18 protein-coding genes are annotated in these 19,714 nt (G+C 62.4%); 9 read left to right on the forward strand and 9 right to left on the reverse strand.

Annotated features, from left to right (window positions below):
• The coding region (gene gltB, locus ACOJSI_RS01030) for a glutamate synthase large subunit (RefSeq protein ID WP_420136392.1) at window positions 1-4,084 on the forward strand (4,084 nt) is incomplete at its 5' end.
• Between the two features lie 256 nt (window positions 4,085-4,340).
• Here gltB and ACOJSI_RS01035 read toward each other — a convergent pair.
• On the reverse strand, window positions 4,341-4,874 hold the full coding sequence (locus ACOJSI_RS01035) for a hypothetical protein (protein WP_420136393.1): 534 nt from the start codon (window positions 4,872-4,874) through the stop codon (window positions 4,341-4,343).
• A 428-nt stretch (window positions 4,875-5,302) separates the two neighbouring features.
• On the opposite strand from ACOJSI_RS01035, the gene ACOJSI_RS01040 reads away from it, so the two are divergent.
• Together ACOJSI_RS01040 and ACOJSI_RS01045 are read left to right on the forward strand one after the other, a co-directional pair.
• Complete coding sequence (locus tag ACOJSI_RS01040; protein ID WP_420136394.1) at window positions 5,303-5,806, forward strand: hypothetical protein; 504 nt, start codon at window positions 5,303-5,305, stop codon at window positions 5,804-5,806.
• 187 nt (window positions 5,807-5,993) lie between these two features.
• Window positions 5,994-6,206 (forward strand): hypothetical protein, encoded by a 213-nt coding sequence (locus ACOJSI_RS01045; protein WP_420136395.1) that lies wholly within the window; start codon window positions 5,994-5,996, stop codon window positions 6,204-6,206.
• A gap of 436 nt (window positions 6,207-6,642) precedes the next feature.
• Here the strand turns inward: ACOJSI_RS01045 and ACOJSI_RS01050 are convergent, their stop codons facing one another.
• Together ACOJSI_RS01050 and ACOJSI_RS01055 are read right to left on the reverse strand one after the other, a co-directional pair.
• Window positions 6,643-6,780, reverse strand: a complete 138-nt coding sequence (locus ACOJSI_RS01050; protein WP_420136396.1) for a hypothetical protein — start codon at window positions 6,778-6,780, stop codon at window positions 6,643-6,645.
• Between the two features lie 589 nt (window positions 6,781-7,369).
• Complete coding sequence (locus ACOJSI_RS01055; RefSeq protein ID WP_420136397.1) at window positions 7,370-8,302, reverse strand: LysR substrate-binding domain-containing protein; 933 nt, start codon at window positions 8,300-8,302, stop codon at window positions 7,370-7,372.
• Between the two features lie 101 nt (window positions 8,303-8,403).
• On the opposite strand from ACOJSI_RS01055, the gene ACOJSI_RS01060 reads away from it, so the two are divergent.
• Together ACOJSI_RS01060 and ACOJSI_RS01065 are read left to right on the forward strand one after the other, a co-directional pair.
• Window positions 8,404-9,408 (forward strand): NADP-dependent oxidoreductase, encoded by a 1,005-nt coding sequence (locus ACOJSI_RS01060; protein WP_420136398.1) that lies wholly within the window; start codon window positions 8,404-8,406, stop codon window positions 9,406-9,408.
• A gap of 193 nt (window positions 9,409-9,601) precedes the next feature.
• Window positions 9,602-10,525: an MBL fold metallo-hydrolase gene (locus ACOJSI_RS01065; RefSeq protein WP_420136399.1), complete on the forward strand. Its 924-nt coding sequence runs from the start codon at window positions 9,602-9,604 to the stop codon at window positions 10,523-10,525.
• 83 nt (window positions 10,526-10,608) lie between these two features.
• Here ACOJSI_RS01065 and ACOJSI_RS01070 read toward each other — a convergent pair whose 3' ends face one another.
• From ACOJSI_RS01070 to ACOJSI_RS01080, 3 genes are all read right to left on the reverse strand, one after another.
• Window positions 10,609-11,094, reverse strand: coding sequence for a hypothetical protein (locus ACOJSI_RS01070; protein ID WP_420136400.1), 486 nt, complete (start codon window positions 11,092-11,094; stop codon window positions 10,609-10,611).
• Between the two features lie 89 nt (window positions 11,095-11,183).
• Window positions 11,184-12,548 (reverse strand): hypothetical protein, encoded by a 1,365-nt coding sequence (locus ACOJSI_RS01075; RefSeq protein WP_420136401.1) that lies wholly within the window; start codon window positions 12,546-12,548, stop codon window positions 11,184-11,186.
• Between the two features lie 128 nt (window positions 12,549-12,676).
• On the reverse strand, window positions 12,677-13,246 hold the full coding sequence (locus ACOJSI_RS01080) for a helix-turn-helix domain-containing protein (RefSeq protein ID WP_420136402.1): 570 nt from the start codon (window positions 13,244-13,246) through the stop codon (window positions 12,677-12,679).
• On the opposite strand from ACOJSI_RS01080, the gene ACOJSI_RS01085 reads away from it, so the two are divergent.
• On the forward strand, window positions 13,229-13,387 hold the full coding sequence (locus tag ACOJSI_RS01085) for a hypothetical protein (protein ID WP_420136403.1): 159 nt from the start codon (window positions 13,229-13,231) through the stop codon (window positions 13,385-13,387). The genes ACOJSI_RS01080 and ACOJSI_RS01085 overlap by 18 nt on opposite strands.
• A gap of 46 nt (window positions 13,388-13,433) precedes the next feature.
• Here ACOJSI_RS01085 and ACOJSI_RS01090 read toward each other — a convergent pair whose 3' ends face one another.
• Entirely contained in the window at window positions 13,434-14,117 is a 684-nt protein-coding gene (locus ACOJSI_RS01090; protein ID WP_420136404.1) for a hypothetical protein, read from the reverse strand.
• A 221-nt stretch (window positions 14,118-14,338) separates the two neighbouring features.
• Window positions 14,339-14,578 (reverse strand): hypothetical protein, encoded by a 240-nt coding sequence (locus ACOJSI_RS01095; protein ID WP_420136405.1) that lies wholly within the window; start codon window positions 14,576-14,578, stop codon window positions 14,339-14,341.
• A 323-nt stretch (window positions 14,579-14,901) separates the two neighbouring features.
• Here ACOJSI_RS01095 and ACOJSI_RS01100 point away from each other — a divergent pair, with 323 nt between their 5' ends.
• Both ACOJSI_RS01100 and ACOJSI_RS01105 read left to right on the forward strand, forming a co-directional pair.
• Window positions 14,902-15,576 carry a glutathione S-transferase family protein gene (locus tag ACOJSI_RS01100; protein WP_420136406.1) on the forward strand — a complete coding sequence of 225 codons (675 nt, stop codon included), beginning with the start codon at window positions 14,902-14,904 and terminating at the stop codon, window positions 15,574-15,576.
• 190 nt (window positions 15,577-15,766) lie between these two features.
• On the forward strand, window positions 15,767-16,483 hold the full coding sequence (locus ACOJSI_RS01105) for a phasin family protein (RefSeq protein ID WP_420136407.1): 717 nt from the start codon (window positions 15,767-15,769) through the stop codon (window positions 16,481-16,483).
• A gap of 85 nt (window positions 16,484-16,568) precedes the next feature.
• Here ACOJSI_RS01105 and ACOJSI_RS01110 read toward each other — a convergent pair whose 3' ends face one another.
• Window positions 16,569-18,497, reverse strand: coding sequence for a sialate O-acetylesterase (locus tag ACOJSI_RS01110; RefSeq protein ID WP_420136408.1), 1,929 nt, complete (start codon window positions 18,495-18,497; stop codon window positions 16,569-16,571).
• A gap of 137 nt (window positions 18,498-18,634) precedes the next feature.
• Between ACOJSI_RS01110 and ACOJSI_RS01115 the strand changes: the two genes are divergently transcribed.
• Entirely contained in the window at window positions 18,635-19,294 is a 660-nt protein-coding gene (locus tag ACOJSI_RS01115; RefSeq protein ID WP_420136409.1) for an FABP family protein, read from the forward strand.
• Window positions 19,295-19,714 lie beyond the last annotated feature (420 nt).

The raw sequence follows: 19,714 nt of genomic DNA on the forward strand, positions 1-19,714 counted from the left end.
GACGCGCCCCGAGATCGAGCAGATCATGATCGCCGGGCCGCTGCCGGACGATGAAAGCGCGGCCGAGTTCGAGAAGAAGCTGTATCTGGTCCGCCGCCGGATCGAGAAGAAGCTGATCGAGGCGCAGATCCAGGGCTGCTACATCTGTTCGCTCAGCTGCCGCTCGATCATCTACAAGGGGCTGTTCCTCGCCGAGGACTTGTCGGTCTTCTACCCGGACCTGAAGGACGAGCGGTTCGTCAGCCGGGTGGCGATCTTCCACCAGCGTTATTCGACCAACACCTTCCCGCAATGGTGGCTGGCGCAGCCGTTCCGCTGCCTTGCGCATAACGGCGAGATCAACACGATCCGCGGCAACAAGAACTGGATGAAGAGCCACGAGATCAAGATGGCGAGCCTCGCCTTCGGGATGCATTCCGAAGACGTGAAGCCTGTCATCCCCGCAGGCGCATCCGACACCGCGGCGCTGGATGCGGTGTTCGAAACCATCTGCCGCTCGGGCCGCGATGCGCCGACCGCCAAGCTGATGCTCGTGCCGGAAGCGTGGCAGGACAGCGACCTGCCGCAGCCGGTGGAGGACATGTACAATTATTTCGCGAGCGTGATGGAGCCGTGGGACGGGCCCGCCGCGCTGGCGATGACCGATGGCCGCTGGGTGGTGGCGGGCGTCGACCGCAACGCGCTGCGGCCGCTGCGCACGCTGCGCACGGCAGACAATCTGCTGATCGTCGGATCGGAAGCGGGCATGGTCGTCGTGCCGGAGAGCTCGGCCATCGCCAAGGGCGCGCTGGGGCCGGGCCAGATGATCGCGATCGATCTGGAGGAAGGGCGGTTCTACGAGGATGCCGAGGTCAAGGCGCGGATCGCGGCCGAGGCACCCTACGGCGAATGGGTCTCCAGCTTCCGCATGATGGCCGATTTGCCGGTGCCCGAAGGCGAGCATCTGCCGCAATGGAGCCGCAGCGAACTGATCCGCCGCCAGATCGCGGCGGGCCAGACGATGGAGGATATGGAGCTGATCCTGAGCCCCCAGGTCGAGCAGGCCAAGGAGGCGATCGGATCGATGGGCGACGATACGCCGTTGGCGGTCATTTCCGACAAGCCGCGGCTGATTAGCAACTTCTTCCGCCAGAATTTCAGCCAGGTCACCAACCCGCCGATCGACAGCCTGCGCGAAACCCGCGTGATGAGCCTGAAGACGCGGTTCGGGAACCTCGCCAACATCCTGGATGTCGACGCCCAGCAATCGGGTGTGCTCGTGCTGGATTCGCCGGTGCTGACATCGCGCGACTGGGCGACGCTGAAGGGCTATTTCGGATCGGCGCACGCGACGATCGACTGCACCTATGCGGCCGACGATGAGAGCCCGGACGCGCTGCGCCAGGCGATCACGCGCGTGCGGCGTGAGGCCGAGCAGGCGGTACGCGAAGGCAAGAGCGAGTTGTTCCTGACCGACGAGAATGTCGGGCCGGATCGGATCGCGATCGCGATGGTGCTCGCCGCCGCGGCGGTGCACACGCACCTCGTCCGCCAGGGCCTGCGTTCCTATGCGTCGATCAACGTGCGTTCGGCCGAGTGCCTCGACACGCATTATTATGCGGTTCTGATCGGCGTCGGTGCGACGACCGTGAACGCCTATCTGGCGGAGGCGGCGATTGCGGATCGCCACGGACGTGGGCTGTTCGGCGATTTGAGCCTTGCCGACTGCTTCACGCGCTGGCGCAAGGCGATCGACGATGGGCTGCTCAAGATCATGAGCAAGATGGGGATCGCGGTGATCTCCTCCTATCGCGGCGGCTATAATTTCGAGGCGGTGGGCTTGAGCCGTGCGCTGGTGAACGATTTCTTCCCGGGCATGCCGGCCAAGATTTCGGGCGAGGGCTATGCCTCGCTCCAGCTCTCCGGCCGCATCCGTCACGAAAAGGCGTTCGACGGCGGCACGTCTGTGCTGCCGGTCGGCGGCTTTTACCGCCAGCGCGCGGGTGGCGAGAGCCATGCTTATTCGGCGCAGCTCATGCATTTGTTGCAGACGGCGGTCTCGACCGACAGCTACAGCCAATATCTGCAATTCTCGCGCGGCGTGCGCGATCTGCCGCCCATCTATCTGCGCGATCTGCTCGAGTTCAACTGGGCGAAGGAGCCGGCGCCGATCGACAGCGTCGAGGCGATCACCGAGATCCGCAAGCGCTTCGTCACGCCGGGCATGAGCCTGGGCGCGCTGTCGCCCGAAGCGCACGAAACGCTCGCCATCGCGATGAACCGGATCGGCGCGAAGGCGGTGTCGGGCGAGGGCGGCGAGGACAAGGTCCGCTACACGCCGTACGAAAATGGCGACAATGCCAACAGCGTGATCAAGCAGATCGCGTCGGGCCGGTTCGGCGTCACCGCCGAATATCTGGGCTCGGCCGAGGAGCTGGAGATCAAGGTCGCGCAGGGCGCCAAGCCGGGCGAGGGCGGGCAATTGCCCGGCTTCAAGGTGACCGAGTTCATCGCCAAGCTGCGGCATTCGACGCCGGGCGTGACGCTGATCTCGCCGCCGCCGCACCACGACATCTATTCGATCGAGGATCTGGCGCAGCTCATCTACGACCTGAAGCAGATCAACCCGCGCGCACGGGTGTGCGTGAAGCTGGTCAGCTCGGCCGGCATCGGCACGGTCGCGGCGGGCGTCGCCAAGGCGCATGCCGACGCGATCCTGGTCGCGGGCCATGTCGGCGGCACCGGCGCGTCCCCGCAGACCAGCATCAAATATGCCGGCACACCGTGGGAAATGGGCCTGTCCGAGGTCAACCAGGTGCTGACGCTCAACGGCCTGCGCCATCGCGTGAAGCTGCGCACCGACGGGGGTCTCAAGACCGGGCGTGACATCGTCATCGCCGCGATCCTGGGCGCGGAGGAATTCGGCATCGGCACATTGAGCCTGGTGGCGATGGGCTGCATCATGGTGCGCCAATGCCATTCGAACACCTGCCCGGTCGGCGTGTGCACGCAGGATGAGGCGCTGCGATCGAAGTTCGTGGGCACGCCAGAGAAGGTCATCAACCTGATGACGTTCATCGCGGAGGAAGTGCGCGAGATATTGGCGCGGCTTGGCTATAAGAGCCTGGACGAGGTAATCGGCCGCACCGAATTGCTGCGTCAGGTCAGCCGTGGCGCCGAGCATCTCGACGACCTGGATCTCAACCCGATCCTCGCCAAGGTGGACGCGCCCGATCATCATCGCCGCTTCAACCTGAACACGTTCCGCAACGACGTGCCGGACAGCCTGGATGCGCAGATGATCAAGGACGCCGCGCCCGTGTTCGCGCGGCGTGAGAAGATGCAGCTGACCTACACGGTGCGCAACACGCACCGTGCGGTCGGAACGCGGCTTTCGGCGGAGATCACCAGCAAGTTCGGCATGACCGCGCTTGCGGACGGCCATGTCCATATCCGCCTGCGCGGGTCGGCCGGCCAGTCGCTCGGCGCCTTCGCCGTCAAGGGCGTGACGCTGGAAGTGTTCGGCGAGGCCAATGACTATGTCGGCAAGGGGCTTTCGGGCGGGACGATCGTCGTCCGGCCGATGGTCTCCAGCCAGCTCGACAGCAAGGCCAATACGATCATCGGCAACACGGTACTGTATGGTGCGACCAGCGGCACGTTGCTGGCGGCAGGGCAGGCGGGCGAGCGCTTCGCGGTGCGCAACTCGGGCGCGACGGTGGTGGTCGAAGGCTGTGGCGCGAATGGCTGCGAATATATGACCGGCGGCACCGCCGTGATCCTCGGCCGCACGGGCGAGACTTTCGGGGCAGGCATGACCGGCGGCATGGCGTTCGTGCTGGACGATGACGGCCGCTTCGCCGAGCGCGCCAATGACGAGAGCATTGTCTGGCGCCGGCTGGGATCGGTCTATTGGGAGGCCCGGCTCAAATCGCTGATCGCGCTGCATGCGACGAAGACGGACAGCCGCTGGTCCAACGCGATCCTGGACGATTGGGACCGCTGGCGGGATCGTTTCTGGCAAATCGTGCCGAAGGAAATGCTCACCCGTCTGCAGCAGCCGCTGGAAGACGAGCCCGAGGCGGAGTTCGTCGCGGCGGAATGAGCCGGAAGGGCGGGGGCGTGCGCGCCTCCGCCCCACCCCTCCACGAAGGGGAAAATCGAAAAAACACCAGAAACGAACTTGATGATTTGGTAGGCGAGGGTTCGGGCCGTCGTCGTGCGCATGGAGATGCGATCCGGATATCGGCGCGAGAAACTTACCCTCCCTGGCGGCGAACTTTGCGAATGCGAGCTCGTCACGTACCCTATATGTTCTCATTTGTCGAGGGCGAACGCTCGCCAGGCGCGCGGGGCGCACTCTACATCCGATCGATCGAGCCCGGCCATTCAGGCCGCTTCAGTTCCTCGCCAGTGAGCATCTTTCGCACGAACTCGAGCCGCTCCGCTAGGAAGTCGACGAGCATATCACGCTCCTCTTCCGTAGCTTGGCGACCTTCTATGTCCGCTGCTGTGTGTTCGAAGATCAGTTTGGTTGCTGTCAAATTACCACTCATCGCGATGAGATGGCGTGCCGCAGACCGGCTTCCCTGATCATCGAGTTCGTAAATTGGAAAGCGGTTTATTTCGTCGATTACGCCGCCTACCGCTAAGGCCGCCCCGCGTAGTGTCAGAGATTCCGGCAGAAACTTGGGAGTGGTGCGATGGTAACTTTCCAGGACCTCGTAGCCGTTCGCTAATAATCTAAGAGCCGCATTTCCTAGTTGGCGCTTGCGGTGCCAGATCGGCACGAAAGCGGTTAAATAAGTGAGTGCTAGGGCTAGCATGGCCCCGGCAAATTGTGCCCAACCCGCGAGCTTATCGTGAGCTTCTAGCCAAGAAACGAAGTCGCTCATACCTGCCAGCCTTATTGTCTTAGATGACTGCCTAAAAATTTGGCTCTCTCAATAAAGCGACAATCTATAGATGATAAGATGTCAACCTGGCGTCTAAGACTTGTGAGGGCGCGTCAGTCCGGCGGCTGGTCTAGTATTTCCACTCGTGCAGACGGTAGAGCCTGACCACCCCCGCCAATGGCGCTTATACGATAACGCCACCGAGTTTCAGCGTCTGGTGGGCGACGCGCGACCGGCGTTACCGTCGGCCACGCGCCTGCTGGGGTGGTCGCGGCAACCTATGATGGCAGACCCGCTGACAGAAAGGCGCCATGCATGGGGGACCGATTGACCGGTAAATGCGTGACATGGATCGCGCTGCGCACATCCTAGTGTGCGGTCATCAGTTTCGGGCAGGGGACGCCGCTCCGTCAGGCGAGGGATTTGATATGTTGCGGTGGTATGGGAAGAGCATGGCAACGCTGCTGCTGGTGGCGCCCCATGCGGTGGTGGCGGCGCCAGCAGCGCCGGCCGTTTACACCCCGGCTCCGGGCACGGCCGAGCGTACCGCGATCATGAAGACGCTGCACGCGGGTGACGACAGCCCGCAATCGCGTTTCATCATTCGGCGATTACGCGTCCTTCATGCGGGCACACGTGCAATAGCCTATGTGCAGGCGACTGGGCCCATCGGTGATTTTCAGGCCATCCTACAGCGCGCCGGTCGAAGCCCCTGGCGAAAGGTCTGGGGCGAGGGCGATGGCGGGAGCAACGATTGTCGTGCCGGTGCCGCGCATTATGCGTGGGCTGTGCGTCTCCTCAAAACCTATCCGGTTGGCCCGGATGCGATCGTTCCCGGGATTGTCGCTCGGACAGCGGAACTGCAGCGCATGGCGAAGACGGATCCGGACGCACAATGCGTCGGTGATCTGGACGGGGGGACCGTTGATTAAGATGGTCTTTGGATTGTCAGCGATCAGGAACGGCAACTGAGGTTGAAAAGCGGCCATTTCCCAAGTTGGGCCGCTCGACCGGATTGTGCAACTTGCGAACAGCGATCCGTGGGCGCCCGCAATAATGTTGGGGACAAGTCCAAACCGCGCATCGACACGCTGCCCGCCGCATCGCTATCCGCGCCGGATGAGTATCAAAGCGACCATCATGAATGCGGCCACCGGCCAGCAGATCCAGAAACATATGTTCGGGCGGATGCCCTTCATCGGAACCGCCTTTCATCTGGAAACGGGCGAACGGGTCAGCGCGCTGCGCGTGGATGTGGGCAAGCCCGCGCCTGGCAAGTTCGCGACGCCGGTCGATGTATGGGTGCGTCTGAAGGAAGACGAAGCGGCGTAGCCGATGGGGCGTCGACGCCCCCCCACGCACCCATCCGCGGTGCGGAAATCAAAAAACACCAGAAATGAACTTGATGATTGCCTGGGCGAGCGATTGCGGCGCCACCGCATGCGCGAAGATGCGATCTGAATATCGGCGCTAAAAGCCGTTCTCCCGAGCGGCGAGCGTGCCACATCGCACTACCTACGCGCTCAATATGTTCTCATTTGTCGAGCGCGATTATGTAGTTTGCAAACTCATCCTCGAATGAGGAGCAGCAGGCAGACGATACCGAATGCCGACCATCCCGTCGCCGCAACCCAAAAGCCGGACGCGTCGCTGTCTCGCTCGTACCACGTCCACGGGAAACGACCGGGGAAAGCTCGCGACGAGAAAGAATGCCATAGAAACACTGCGACGACGGCAAGGCCAACCAGGCCAAACCATCGTTCCGGCGTCACTCCGGCTTCTCCGGCGCTGGCCTCTGCTTTGCCACCTTCTTTAGCCGCTCATCCCACGCCTTTTGGTCGGGATCGGCTTCGGCCTCGCGGGCAAGGGCTTTGAACTTGTCGAGCTGGGTGGGTTCGTCGCTCATCGGCCTATCTCCAAATCCCGCACCGGCTCTCGCACGTCGGCTTCAGGAGAGCCGACAACGGAATTCTCGTCACCTTGTACCACAGCTTGATGCGAGTGGGCGGGCATACGTCGGCGACGCCGCCCTCGCGCCTAACGAGCGCTAAGTTTCGCGTTGAACCATCAGCGCCGCGTACGTTCTCAAGCGTGTTTGCAAGATATATAATCGCCTTGTCGAGGGTGCTCACAGAGCTTGCAACTTAGCTAATGGGACCGAACCAGAGGAGCCACGCTAGTCCGGTCAACACCATGACGCCGAGGCCCCAGCGCGCCCATTGCCGGCCCCTGCTTTTATTGGGCTTTGGATCACCCGGCCCTGGTGAACCTGACAGTGCGTCAAGGAGTGATAGTAGGATCTCGGCGGCGATCACTGGTCCGGCTCCTCGGGCTTCGGCTGAGACCTCGCTACCTTCTTCAGCCTCTTATCCCAAATCTTTTCATCGGGATCGGCTTCAACTTCGCGGGCGAAAACCTAGAACTTCTTACTGTGCCGATCGTGGAAGATTGGGACCGCTGGCAGGATCATTTCTGGCGGGTCTTCCCGGAGGAGATCAAAGCGGATGGGACGCTGCCAATCGTGCGACGACCGTCGTCTGAAGTAGAGCGAGAAAGGCGCGAACGGCAGGATTGGCGCGCCGGCTCTCCGGCCAGAGCGCCGTAATATTGCTGCGATCAACCGCATAGTTGCGCAGCACCGGCACCAATGTGCCCTGTCGCACATGTGCTGCAGCGGCAAAAGAGGTAGCGATGCCAATCCCGCCTCCTGCTACGAGCATGGCGATGACCGCATCGCTGGAATCGGCGACGATCGCTGATTCGGGCAGGATCTCAATCTCGCGATCCCCCATCCGGAACGGCCATCGGAAGGTCTGGCCGGAACTTTGATACCGCAGATTGACCGTGTCATGCGCGCCCAGCTCGTCCGGGTGCAGCGGGGTGCCGCGCGCCGCGACATAGGAAGGGGAGGCGAAGCAGCCGAGCCGATGCGGCGCCAGCTTGCGTGACAATAGACGGCTATCGGCAAGGTCGCCGATCCGTATGGCGACATCGATCCCTTCCTCGATCAGGTCCACCATCCGGTCGCTCAGCCGGAGATCGATCGCAAGTTTCGGATAGGCTTGCCGAAACGCGGGGAGTGCCGGTGCGATGAGGTGCAGTCCGATCGGCAAGGATGTGGCGATGCGCAGCGTACCGGCCGGTTCGGATCGCGCGCGCAATGCGCTCTGCTCGATCTCCTCCGCCTCGCGCAGCAGGCGCAACGCCCGTTCATGCAGGTCCCGTCCTTCCGGCGTTAGCGTGAGCGAGCGCGTCGTGCGCGTGAACAGGGACAGTCCCAGCCGCTGTTCGAGCCGCTGGATGCTCTTGCTGATGGCCGAGGGTGACACGGACAGCGCCCGCGCCGCGGCGCTGTAGCTTCCCAGCGAGGCCGCCCGCGCAAAGGCAATCAGGCCAGTCAGCCGATCCAGTGCGATTTGTTCCTTCATGGAATGAGTAAAGTGCTTTGCAGCCGGATTATCAATCTTCCTGCAGCCTTTAAATTGCATCCAAGCGTTGGATTGGAGGCGACACGATGATGGAAGACGGGATGAAGGCCGTCAGGCTGCACGCATTCGGTGGGCCCGACATATTACGGTATGAGGACGCCCCACGGCCACAGGCCAAGCCCGGCGAGGTGCTCGTTCGCGTCAAGGCCGCCGGCCTCAACCCGCCGGACTGGTATTTGCGCGATGGCTATCGTGCCCTGCCGCCGGAATGGCGGCCCGAGCCAGTATTTCCGCTCATCCTGGGCACGGATATTTCCGGCGTGGTCGCGGCGGTCGGCGCCGATGTCGACAGCTTCGCAATCGGCGACGAGGTGTATGCGATGGTGCGCTTCCCCGAAGCGGTGATGACCGGCAGCAATGGCTATGCCGAATATGTCAGCGTTCCCGCAGGAGAGCTGGCGCTCAAGCCGGCCGGCATCGACCATATTCGGGCGGCCGGCGCGCCGATGTCACTGCTGACGGCGTGGCAGTTTTTGATCGACCTGGGCCATGACGCGCCGAACCCGTTTCAGTCCTTTGCGCATCAGCCGGTGCCGCTTACGGGCAAGACGGTGGTGATCAACGGCGCTGGCGGCGGGGTCGGGCATATCGCCGTCCAGTTGGCCAGGTGGCAGGGTGCGCGCGTGATCGCCGTGGCGTCGGCCAAGAATGCGGCGTTGATGCGTGATTTCGGCGTCGATCAGTTCATCGATTATCGAACGCGCGCGGTCGAGGACATGGTTCGCGATGCCGACCTTGTGTTCGATGCGGTCGGCGGCGCCGACATGGAGCGGCTCCTGCACGTTCTGAAGCCGGGCGGCGCGCTGTTTCTGGTCAATCCGCTGGGCTTCGCCGGATATGCCGAGGCGGAAAGATTGGGTGTGCACGTGTCGACGACCCAGGTTCGCTCCAGCGGCGCCCAATTGCGAGAGGCAGGTCGGCTGCTGGATGAGGGGCTTGTGCAGGTCGGGATCGACAGCGTCTTCCCCTTGCACGAAGCAGCGCAGGCGCATGCGCGTGCGGCCAAGGGGAGCATTCAAGGCAAGATCGTCCTAGCCGTAGCATGACACACCGCGCGAAGATTGCGGGAGGCGAAGGGCCGGGGCGCTACTCCCGCGGCGGATCCTGATGCGAGAGGAGCGGCGCGTGCGGAGCGCCGTTGCCAAGAGGATACCCTCCGGCGCGGATGCCTAAGACGGAACGCGGTGCAATAGGGCAAATCCACCTTTCCGGGGCGATCAGGATCGGTACCACCGGCGCATGACCCCTGCCTTTCTGCGCGCCGTCCGTTCTCCTGGCTCCCTGCTCCTGGCGGGCGCAGCGCTTCTGCTGACCGCCGCGGCACCGCCACCGGACGCGCCCCAATTTCGTCCCTGGATCGATGGGACGACGGCAAGCGAGCCGGAGACGCAGGTGCAGGCGATCGATGCAGACACGTTCGTCATCCGCCAGTCGGTGAAAACCAATTTCGAGGCGCCCTTTCTCTACCTGCTGTTCGGCGAGGACCGCGCCTTGCTGATCGACAGCGGAGCAGGGGGCCTGCGGATCCGTCCTACCGTCGACCGACTGATAGTGGATTGGCAGGCGAAGCATGGGGAAAAGCCTGTCCGCCTGATCGTGGCGCATTCGCATGGCCATGGCGATCATCATGCGGGGGACAAGGAGTTTCTCGATCGGCCGGACACCGATGTCGTCGGCCTGAAACCCGAGGCGGTCGCCGCATTCTTCCACATCGACAACTGGCCGAACGGGCCGAGCCGGTTCGATCTGGGCGGCCGCATGCTCGATATCCTGCCGACGCCAGGGCATGAGCCGGCGCACATCATGGTCTACGATGCGCGCACGCGGCTGCTATTCTCCGGCGATATGCTGTATCCCGGACGGCTCTATGTGCCGCTCAATATGTTCGCGGCATTCCAAGCGAGCACCGATCGGCTGGCTGCCTTTGCCGCGACCCACCCGGTTCGGGCCCTGCTCGGCGCGCATATCGAGATGACGCGCACGCCCGGCGAAGACTATCCGATGAAGGCGGCGGCGCATCCGGCGGAGCATGAATTGCCGCTGTCGCCGGCGGTGATCGGGGAGCTTCAACAGGCGGTGCGTCGCGAAGGCGCCGTGCCGACGATCGACCGCCAGCGCGACTTCATTCTCTATCCCGTTCCGCCGCGGCCGGCGGTACAATGAGCGCCCCGCAAGGATGGCGACGATAAGCCGGCCGGGACATCGCCCGGCCGGCTGATCAAATATGTCCCAATATCAGGTTGATCTCAGGGTGTGGCGGCAGGGTATGCGGTGTACAAGATCCATTTGGCTCCTTGGCTACCCTGCCCTTTCGGTACCGCCCGGAACGTGAATCGGACGTAACGGGTAACGACCGCGTTGCTGGCTGTGCACACGCCCGCAATATTTGCGTTCGTACATTGCCTCGAATTAAGGTCTAGCTGGATCGATCTCGCGGCCTCCGCACCGATTTGCGGGCTTTCGACGCAGTATAATGGAGGATCATCATTCTCCAGCGCGGTCCAAGCTTGTTCGTAGATGACGTCGCTGGCGAACAGCGTCCTGTTGAATTGGCTATAGCCGTTCGGCGGGGTCTGACCCAGGACGTGTGCATTGACGTGCCCGCCATATTCGTTGTTGTGCGTCACGAAATGGGAAACGGCCGCGCTAGGGGTTGATGTGCAGGGTATTGGATCCGCAATTGCGGGCGCCGCACTCAACAGCCCGATAAGAAATAGAAGTGCGTATTTCATTGCATAAACTCCTGTCTGCCTCGTCCATACGTCAATGAGACGCTGTGGTGAAACAGTCCTATGATAACGAATGATCGAAAACGGCTTGCTCAACGGCGGCGTTTCAGCACAGCTCTCTCGATTAAGGAGTTGAAGTTGGCGCGTGCCTGATCAAGAGATATCCGGTTGCCTTCGCGATCAGCTGGGTCTGACCATGTCTGCAAATTGATCCAGGCCAACTGTTCTTGATATTCTTTAAATGTAATGACTTTACCGATGAACATTTGATATAGGTCATCGATAACTTTTTTCTTGGCACGCAACTCGTTCTTCGCGCGCTCGTTCCAGCCTTTCATGATCTCTGGCGTGATACAGCTGTTCTTGCCAGTTTGAACGTCAAGAAACATGCCTACCGTCTTGCGATCACAGACGGCGGAAAGGTTCATTGACGTCATCAGCGGCAAGTCAACGAAGCCGGTGAAGCTGACAGTTTCCTCGAAAATGATCGATTGTTCGAAACTGTTACTGGCGAAGCTGAGATTAACTCCGACTCCATAAGGAAGGAGCGATGAACCCCAGCTTCCCTCGGACTTGGGGGCCTCAGGCGTCGTATTCGGTTCGAACCGGAACATGCCCTCGCCCGCGGTGATCTGCGCATTGATCGCCTCGAACACCTTGCGGGTCGCTTCCAGCATATTCCGACCGAACTCGGCACCGCCGGAGCCTTCGATGAAGTCCATCTCGATGATGCTGTTGCGCTTCAGTTCCTGGGCGACATCGTCCCAGGCCGCGCCGAAGTTGAGCCAGCCTGCCGAAAGGGTGGCTTCACCCTTGCTGCGGACATAATCCCAGACTTGTGACAGATCGGCGCGGATATGGGCCTTCCACGGATCGCCATAAAGCTTGGTCGTCCCCGTGAAATTGGCGCCGATGAAAGAGCCGACATCTTCTTCCTTCTCGCTGTTGAGCACGGCAACCAACTGCGGAAACAGGCTGTTGCCAGAAGCGATGGCGAAGTTAAACGAAGACGAGAATTGGAAAGTTGATGGGAATGTGGACGAAGAGCCCTGTCCCTCTGCCGCAACGGCATTCGCAAAAACCGGCTGCACGGCGGCATTGTCGACATTAAGGGGCACGAGGTAGGCCTCGATACCGTATGCCTTATTGATTTCATCGAGCAAATCTGCGCGCTGCGTTGGTGTGATGTCCGGGACGACCTGCCCGTGCACGACGCCGCCGCTGACATTCTTCATCACGCCGTCGACATTCTTATAAAAAGCGTCAGCGCCAATTCCGTAATATTCCACACCAAAATCGCGGATTGTTTCACCCAAAATGGAGTCTATCCGATTTGGCATGTAGTGAAACTTCTGCGGATCGAGATGATCCTGATACGCTGTCGCACCGGATTTTGCGACGGATCGGTTTAAAACACCAGCCATGACATCTTTCTCCTGATCAATGCGGCGATGCACTTCTGCAAGGCCAAATAAATCATGAGCTATTCGATGCGAGTCGCACAAATTGGATATCTTGAACCAGGTTCAAGCCAGTTATCGGAACTTGCGTGGCGTGCAAGATCGCTAAGAGCTTTCTGTCAGAGCTAAAGCGTTCGCAGGGCTGAAAGAAAATTCACCAATTTGGCGAGAACGTCTTCGGGTAGGAAGTCGGCGGCAGAGGCCAATGACAATTGGCTGGCGGAATAAGGGGGTTGCTTATGGAGCTCGGGATTGCCGCGACCAAGTATCAGCCAATCGAGCGAAATATCGAGAACGAAACACAGGCGGGCGGCATGATCCAGGGAGATCGGCCCATCCTTCTTCCATCTGCTGATCGCACTTTCATCCACACCAAGGTCGTTCGCTAAGGTAAGCATCTTTCCGCTATGCCTTGCCCGGATCGCTTTTTTGACGCGGTCTCCTCTTGTGGGCATCGCGGCTCCCCGAACGCTATGGATCCGCAATTGTTTACGGTTCAATCCAATAATCTTTGGGGTGGAAATGCTCCTGTTTGGATCGGACGGCGGCGCGTCAGCCGTTCGCGCGGGAGGAGGGCAAGCATCGATCGGTCGGCTGCCTTTCCCGCGACCCACCCGGTTCGGGCCCTGCTCGGCGCGCATATCGAGCTGACGGGCATGCCGGGCAAGGATCATCCCATGAAGGCGGCGGCGCATCCGGCGGAGCATGATCTGCCGCTGTCGCCGGCGGTGATCGGGGAGCTTCAACAGGCGGTGCGTCGCGAAGGCGCCGTGCCGACGATCGACCGCCAGCGCGACTTCATTCTCCGTCCCGTCCCGCCGCGGCCGGCGGCCTAGAAAGCAGTGTTGCCACGCGCCGCTGAGATGCGGTCGTGCCAGCGCATCAGGCCGCTTTGTCTTGCGCGGCCTTGAGCCAAATCAGGAATGGATCGGTCGGATTGGGGTCATCCATGTTTGGCGCAGCGTGGATGAGGGCATCCGCGCGCGGCGGAATGGTGACGCCGAACCGATCCGTCACCCACTGCTGGAATTGTTCCGGCGGAAGGAAGGGCGCTTCGTCACTGAAATCGTCTTCTTCATAGGCTTCCAGCGGCGTCGCCGCGAAGGTCTCTGGCCAGCAAGGTTCCGGATAGCCGATGGCGAGAAAGCGCAGCATCTGCACGGGATCGTCCGTGATGACCCCCGCCCAGGTCGATCCGGACCCGGAGCCAAGGTGGACGAAGCGCAGCCTGTCTTCGGGGTCGCGCCATAACGCCGCATAGGATCCGTCCCCGCCTGTGCGAATGAACGGTGCCAGACGGTCAGCGCCTTCGACACCTTCTCCCATCCAGTAGACGGCATCTGCCGGATCGACGGCGTGGATCGACACGCAGGACATGCCTCTTTCCGGTGCGCGCGCCGGGTAGAGTGTGGCGTAACGTACTCCCTCGCGGCGGGCAGATCTGCGGACGCAGTCATGATCGTCCATCCACTCCAGCGCGGCCACGAATTCGGGCGGCAACGTGATGCCGGCCGGCATGCTCGCGTGGATATAGCGGGCAAAGCGGCCGTCGGACGGAGGTGGCATATTGCAATCCTTCGAACGACTGCGGGGGAACGCGCTACGGGTCAGCGCTATTGATCGCGCTCGTGGGCGCGAAGCAAGCTTCGCCTGGAGCGGCAAGCGTATCGGCCCGCGATCGGCTTCGAGACAAAAGATGCGGTGTCGCGGGGTGGCAGGTCCGATGCTAAGAGGTGTAAGGAAATCCGTAAGAAGACAGGGGGATTTCTCCCCCTGTCCGGTCCCGCTTAGCGGGGCTTCTTGTGCTTGTGCTTCTTGCCGCCATCGTCCGGCGTGGTCGACGTGTCAGTCGTGGTCGAGGGCGTGGTTGCGGTCGTGTCGGTCGTGCCCGTGGTCGTCCCGACCCCTGCATCGGTGCCCGTGGTCGTCGGCGCGGGCGACGTCGTGTCTGCAGGCGGAGTGGTGGTTTGCGCCAGCGCGGCGGTCGAACCGAGAGCCAGCGCGATGCTAAAAGCCAAAACCTTCATAAATCCTCCTATGATCTCTTACAGATCGCCGACGATGGTGCGCCCCGAAGATGAACGTCACCTGTCAGTTTGCCGAAAAGGGCGGCAAGATGAGCCATGCTCCAGACCGGGCGAGCTTTTCGCCGTCCGCTCCATTGATCTTGATGCGGCGACTGTGATGGAACTAGCCCGGCTGTTTCATTTGTAATGTGTCGCGCCATTCTGTCGGCGCGCGCTCCTGTGCAGGAGGGGATGGAGCGCGCGGGCGAAGGCGGTCTGCGGCGGGCGCGGGCCCCTTTCGTTCCCCTTTCGCCTTGGTCGCGCCGGCCCTAACAGGGGCGGTCATGGCCTGGCAGCTCTATCAATTTCCGCTCTGTCCCTTTTCGCGCAAGGTTCGCCTTCTGCTGGGCGAAAAGGGGGAGGGGTGCGAGCTGGTGCGGGAGAGCCCGTGGGACCAGCGCGACGAATTTATCGACATGAACCCTGCCGGGCAGACCCCCGTCCTGGTCGATCGCATGCAAAATCTGGTGCTGATCGATTCGGACGCGATCTGTGAATATCTGGAAGAAACCGTCGAGCGCACCGTCATGTTGCCGGGGACAGCCGCCAATCGGGCGGAGGTGCGCCGGCTGGTGGCATGGTTCGATCAGAAGTTCCATGACGAGGTCGGTCGGCCGTTGCTCTACGAACGGATGGAGAAGCGGCTGGTCCACCGCGTCTCGCCCGATGCCAAGGCGCTGCGCGAGGCGATGCGGCTCGCCAACAGCCACCTGGATTATATCGACTGGCTGCTCGATCATCGCCGCTGGATCGGCGGCCCGTTGTTCAGCCTCGCCGACCTGGCGGCGGCAGCGCATATCTCGGTCTCCGATTATCTCGGCGGCATCGACTGGCGCGGGCATGAACGCACGCGTCATTGGTATTCCGGCATGAAGAGCCGGCCGAGTTTCCGGTCGCTGCTGGGCGAGCGGATGGAGGTGATCGCGCCGCCCGACCATTATGACAAGGTCGATTTCTAGCAGCATTTCCGCAACGTTACGCGCGGTGTAGAGGCTGCGCGATTTACGGCCCATCAGTCACGAACATGTCACCGTTAGCGCTACCATCCTGCTGATATGTAACGTTTTGTTGCGCCGCACAAAGTGGTTGCGAACGACACCAAATTCTTATATTGTGCATCGCAGCATAAGAGAGTTGGGAGCATCCAGGGTGACCGACAAGAGCGTCGTCGATCCGAAGCCGGCTGCCAAGCCACGCAAGTCGTCGGTGCCGAAGCCGGCGGTTTCGATCGAGGCCGAAAAGGCCGTGAACCAGAGCATCGCAGCCGGGGACGCTGCGGTGGCGCAGCTGACCCCGTCGCCTGCGCAGATTGCCGAAACACTAGAGGCCGTGACGTCGCCGGCCATCCAAAGCGACCCCATCGAGGCACCGGTTTCCGACATTGTCGAACCTGCGCCTGTAACCGAGGAAGTGATTGACATGGCTACCGTAACTTCGCCGACCGATACCGCCAACCAAGCGCAGGCCGCATTCGGCGACGTTTCCAATCGTTTCAAGAGCGCGTTCGAAAAGTCGACCAAGCTTGGCGAGGAAATGGTCGATTTCGCCAAGGGCAATGTCGAGGCGGTGATCGCATCGTCCAAGGTTGCCGCCAAGGCGACCGAGTCGCTCGGCCAGGAAGCCGCCGAATATGGCAAGAAGCATTTCGAAGCCGCAACCGCCGCATTCAAGAGCTTCGCCAGCGTCAAGTCGCCGACCGAGCTGTTCCAGCTGCAGAGCGAGTTCGCCAAGAGCTCGTTCGACAGCATGGTCGCCGAAGCGTCGCGCCTCAGCGAAACGCTGATGAAGGTCGCCGGCGATGTCGCGCAGCCGATCTCGACCCGCTACGCCATTGCCGCCGAGAAGATTAAGTCGACCTCGCTGTAATGTAGGCCGGGCCACGCCCGGGTGTAGCGTAGCGTAGCAAGCGGCCGTCCTCCCGTCATGGAAGGGCGGCCGTTTTGCTGAGTCTTCAGCCTATCGGCAATTCGAACGGGCCGGCGGGTAGCGTGGACGCGTCGGAAAGATTGCAGATCGGGCTGTCGCCCCAGCAATAGCGAAGGCGCGTGGCGGTCTGGGACCCTGGATCGAGGATGACGGCATTCGGCGCGGCGATCTTGGCCGGGACGAAGCGGCACGATCCGGCGGCGGCGCCGCACAGCTCGAACGCGGTTGGGCTGCCGCTATACGAGACAAGCGTCCCGCTGACATCGTCGAAGTGGACGATGATCATCCGGCCGTTGCGGGTGATGCGGGCGCCGCGCGGGCCGGATTGCACGCGGCTTTGGTCGAACATGCGCGCGGCGCTCAGCGCCAGGCGGCGGCCGACCTCCTGCTTCTTGGTCGGGTGGATGTTGGCGGGATCGCCGATATCGATCGTGACAATATAATCGGCCCGGCGATCGGCGATCGCGGCCCGGCGCTGCGCCTCGCGGATATCCGCCATTTCGGACTCTGCCGGCGTAACCGGGAAGGGCCCGAAGTTCGGCAATTGCACGATCAGAAAGGGCAGATCGGCTCCGAACTGGCGGCGCCAGTCCGCCATCAGAGCGGTGAGATTGCGCTGATAATCCGGCGCGAAATGCACATCGGATTCGCCCTGATACCAGACGGCCGCCTTGACCGCGTAACGGCCGATCGGGGCGATCATACCGTTGTGGATGACGGAAACGCCGTGGGCGGGCCCCCAGGGGAGTTGCGGCGCAATCACGCCCTTTTCCATCTGAGCGAAACGCCAGGGCCCGCCGAGCGGCACAGTGGTGCCGTCGGCCAGGCGGATGGCGCGGCCGTCGGCCGGGCCGGTCAGGCCACAATTGCGCCAGCTGCAGAAGATGTTGGTGACGATGGTATTGACGCCGGCGTGGAGCGTGCCGCGTGGGATCGGGTGGCGCGCCTGCGGCGTCCAGGACGTGCCGCCGACGCCGACGCCGTTGACCCAGCTCGCATCTTCTTCATTGGCGACGCCGAGATCGAGGATGGCGCTTTGCGCGGCCTGCGCCGGGGACAATGACACTTCGGTCCGCAGCCACATCTGGCCGGTGAAGCCATCGGGCGCGGCGCCGTACCACAAGGCCCACGGACCCAGTGCGGCGGGGGCCGTGCCCCATGCGCGCGCGTCGAAGCCCGGGTGCCATGGCGCCTGTCCGGGCAGGTTCAGCCCGCGCCACCAGCCTTCCCACACCTTGCTCCAGCCCCGGTCCGCAGCTTCGGGCTGGGTCCGGCGCAAGGCCAGCAGATCGAGATTGGCGGTTTCCACGCCGGCGGTGCGCAAGCCGGCTTCGCTGACCCACGCACGCATGCGGCTGCCGCCCCAGGCGGCGACGACCATCCCGATCGGGACGTCGATGGTCGCCCTGCGCGCCCGCGCGAAGAAGTAGCAGCTGGCGGAGAAGGCGCCGACTGTGTCCGGCGAGGCCGGAATCCATGCGACCGGTGCGGTGAAGCGATCGAGCGGGACGAGGCTGTCCTTCGTGTCGATCGTCAGCGAACGGATCGCGTTATCCTTGGCCGCTGCGATGTCGAACTGGGCATTTTCCGCCCCGCGCACGGCGAAGGCCATGTTGGATTGGCCACTGCACAGAAAGACGTCGCCGATCAGAATGTCGTGCGCCGTCTGCGTTTCGCCGCCCGCCGTGCGGGCTTGGAGCGAGTAGGGGCCGCCCGCCGTCATCTTGGGGAGAGCAAGCTGCCAATGCCCGGCGGCGTCCGCCCGAGTCGTGGCGGCGGCGCGGCCAAGAGTGACGGTCACCTCGCTTCCAGCAGGCGCATCGCCATAGACCGGGATGGGCACATCGCGCTGCAGCACGCCATGATCCTGGAACATGGGATGGAGCAGCGACGCCGCCGACAGCGGAGACGCCAAGGCCGAACATGCCGCGAGCGCCCAAGATCGCATCTTCATCGCCTGACCCCCTCCTTGTCCCATCATAGGACTTGCAGCGTTCGTGACGAAGGCGCCGGGCGAACGCAATGGCCCGTTGGCCCGGAAAGCGCGGCTTGTTACGCAGCGTGGGTCAGCCCCAGCAAACGGAGATCGGCATGAACCCCTTTCCGCAGGACATCTTTACGGAACCCAGCGAGGTCGATCCCGATACATTGGCCAATCTGGGTCCATTGGCGCGGCTGGCGGGGCGATGGGAAGCGCATAAGGGCATCGACATCAACCCCAAGGCGGATGCGCCCGAGCGCCGCACCTTCATTGAGCGGATCACGTTCGACGCGATCGATCCCCAGGCGAACGGCCCGCAGCTCTTCTATGGCCTGCGCTATCACATCCACATCACCACGGCGGAAGAGGACATCACCTTCCACGAGCAGGTCGGCTATTGGCTGTGGGAGCCCGCCACCGGTCTGATCCTGCAGACGTTGGCGATTCCGCGCGGGCAGGTGGCGCTGGCGTCCGGACAGGCCAAGCCCGGCGACGATAATTTGACCCTGACGGCGACGCGCGGCGAGACCCAATATGGGATCTGCTCGACCGCCTTCCTGGAATATGGTTTTCGCACCGACAGTTACCGCATCGACGTGACCTTCCACGACACAGATAGCTGGAGCTACGACATCCGCACGATGCTGCTCGTTCATGGCCGCCCGGATCCGTTCGAGCATCACGATCAGAATCAGCTGCGGCGGGTAGGACCGGCCAAACCCAATCCGTTGAAGGCGATCCTGGACAGGCGCGCACACGCCCGCGCCTGAATGTCTGCAGTGGGCCTGCTCCTGCAGGAGTGCGTGCGGGCCTACGCAGGCAGGCCGGCCGCACCCGAGGTAGGGGCCTGATCCTGTCACAGGAGCGACATGGAGGCAGGCTAGGAGGGCGAATGTGCGGGATTTTGCTTTTTGCGGATCGCGCCGAAGATTCGCGCTTGACCCCCGGCGGAATCGGTCTAAATAGGCTCCATCAACGGCGCATCGCTCTTCGGCGGAACGCGGTTTATCGCAAATCGGTAACACTCCTCCTCCTCTTGCAAGAGAGGGGATGGAAAGTTGCCGGTTAGCGGTTTGCTCTTTCTCATTGTTGGATTGATGAAGGGACATGTGGGCGGCGGCCCCGGGTCCGACGGCTTCAAGGCGTCGGGTGCTCGGTAAACTTATGCCGTTCCAATGAGTCTCGATCGG

Source organism: Sphingomonas sp., assembly GCF_048595155.1.
In the GTDB taxonomy this organism is placed as follows: Bacteria; Pseudomonadota; Alphaproteobacteria; order Sphingomonadales; family Sphingomonadaceae; genus Sphingomonas_I.